This is a genomic window from Kitasatospora sp. MY 5-36, from assembly GCF_001182915.1.
Lineage (GTDB): Bacteria > Actinomycetota > Actinomycetes > Streptomycetales > Streptomycetaceae > Kitasatospora.
This window is the reverse complement of record NZ_LFVW01000520.1, coordinates 1-2,064: the sequence shown is the minus strand read 5'-3', so window position 1 is coordinate 2,064 and position 2,064 is coordinate 1. Positions and strand designations below refer to the sequence as shown.

The window sequence follows — 2,064 nt, the reverse complement described above, 5'->3', positions numbered from 1 at the left end:
GGCCCGGGGCCTCCCAGCGGCCGGGCGGCAGGAACAGCAGCGCCCCCAGCGGTTCGCCGTCCGCGGTGCCGTCGTCCGCGCCGCCGTCGCCGGCGGCCCGGTGGACGGCCAGCGCGCCCCCGTGGGCCAGGCACTGCTCGACGTGGACGCGGAAGAAGGCGGGCAGGACGCGGGCGCGGTGGTCGGGGTCGGGGAAGGCCCAGAGCATCAGCGCGTCGTCGGCGAAGGTGTCGGCGAGCGCGCGGGCCAGGGCGTCCTCCTCGCCCGGGCGGGCGGGGCGCACGACCGGCCGTACGGCGCCGTCGGCCGGCCCGGGGGGCGGTAAGGCGGTGCCCGCGGCGGCGGGCAGGGCGGTGGCGGTGGTCAACGGGCACTCTCCTCGAACGAGGGGGCGGACGAAGGGGAAGGAGCCGAAGGACTGGACGGAACACAGGGAACGGACGGAGCAGAGGGAGCGGACGGAACGGTGGAAACAGGGGAACCGGTCGCCGAGGCGGCCAGCGCCGCCACCCGCGCGTGCAGCGGCGCCACCCACCCCTCCGCCTCCGGCTTGATCAGCACGCTGCGCAGCACCCGCGCCCCGTCCGCGTCCGCGCGCACGCCCGGGTGGCGGCGGGTGAAGTCGGCGGCGTCCACGCGCAGCACGCTCAGGTAGACGGGGTCGTGCTCGTCGGCCATGCCCTGGCGCAGGACCCGCTCGCTCGCGGCGTCGACCGCCGACAGCGCGGGCGGCCCGGCCGGGGTGGGGAAGTAGGTGACGATGTCCAGCTGTGGCCGCTGGTACAGCGTCAGCTCCGCGCTGTCCTCGATCCGCCGCGCCCAGGCGAGGGCGGCGCGCCGGCTCGCGGCCAGCCCCGCGCCCAGCCCCCGCGCGGTGAGCGGCAGCAGCTGCAGGGTCAGCCACAGGGCGGCGGCCGAGGCCCCGGCGCGCGAGCACTCCAGGCTGATCTCGCCCAGGTGCAGCTCGGCGTCGGTGAAGTAGGTGTACGGGGAGTCGTGGGCGAAGTGCCGCCCGATGTCCGGGTCGGCGAACAGCACCGCCCCGCAGCCGTACGGCTGCAGGCCGTGCTTGTGCGGGTCGACGGTCACCGAGTCGCAGCCGGCGATCGCCCGCCACGGCGCCGTGTCCACGTCGAGGGAGGCGGCGAGCGCGTCGTCGGAGGCCAGCAGCGCGAAGAACCCGCCGTAGGCGGCGTCCACGTGCACCCGCGCCCCGTAGCGGCGGGCCAGCGGCAGGATCTCGTGCACCGGGTCGACGGCGCCCGCCCCGGTGGTGCCGCAGGTGACCACCACCGTGCCCACCCGCCCGGTGCGCAGCAGCTCCTCCAGCGCCCCGGTGTCCATCCGGCCCTCGGCGTCCGCCGCCACCGCGTGCCCCCGCACGCCCAGCACGTGGCACATCCGGCTGTGGGTGTAGTGGGCCTCGCGGCTGTACGCCACCCCCAGGCCCGGGTGGCTCTGGCGCGCCACGTACAGCGCCTCCAGGTTGGCGATGGTGCCGCTGCTGGTCAGGTGGCCCACGTGCGCGGGCAGCCCGAACATGGCGGCGAGCTGCGCGACGCACTCGCGTTCCATGTCGTTGGTGGCCGGTCCGCCCTCGTAGGCGTGGTTGTTGGGGTTGAAGCGCATCGCCGTCAGGTAGCCCACCACCGCCGCCGGGTGCGGCGGCTTGACCATCTGCCCGGCGTAGCGCGGATGGAAGAACGGGTAGTTGTGCTCCAGGCGCTCGGCGAAGCGCTCGAAGGCGGCCGCGAACGCCGCCTCGTCCACCAGGTGCGAGGGGTGCGGCTCCAGCGGCCCGAACCGCTCGCCCCACCGCTCGGCCACCTCGGCCGCCTTCGGCAGCCAGTACCGCAGGTCCACGCTCAGGCCCTTCCCCTCAAGTCCTTCGACAACGGGGGGCCGACGCGCGGGTGAGCAGCACGCCGGGCCCCTGGCGAGTACGAGCGTTCACCGCGTCCGAGTCCTTGAGCGTTCCTCGACCGCGTCCGCAGCCACCGTGGCCACCGCCCGCAAGGCGCCCGCAACACCCGCAGCTCACCCACCGCACCGCCCGCCGGCCCC

Annotated in this window: 1 protein-coding gene and 1 pseudogene; both read right to left on the bottom strand. The window is 76.1% G+C overall.

Annotated features, from left to right (window positions below; genetic code table 11):
• Nucleotides 1-367, bottom strand: a pseudogene (locus tag AE652_RS28950) (hypothetical protein); the annotation flags it as partial.
• Nucleotides 364-1,863: an aminotransferase class V-fold PLP-dependent enzyme gene (locus tag AE652_RS28945; protein WP_082346041.1), complete on the bottom strand. Its 1,500-nt coding sequence runs from the start codon at nt 1,861-1,863 to the stop codon at nt 364-366. The gene AE652_RS28945 and the pseudogene AE652_RS28950, both read right to left, overlap by 4 nt.
• Nucleotides 1,864-2,064: the final 201 nt, after the last annotated feature.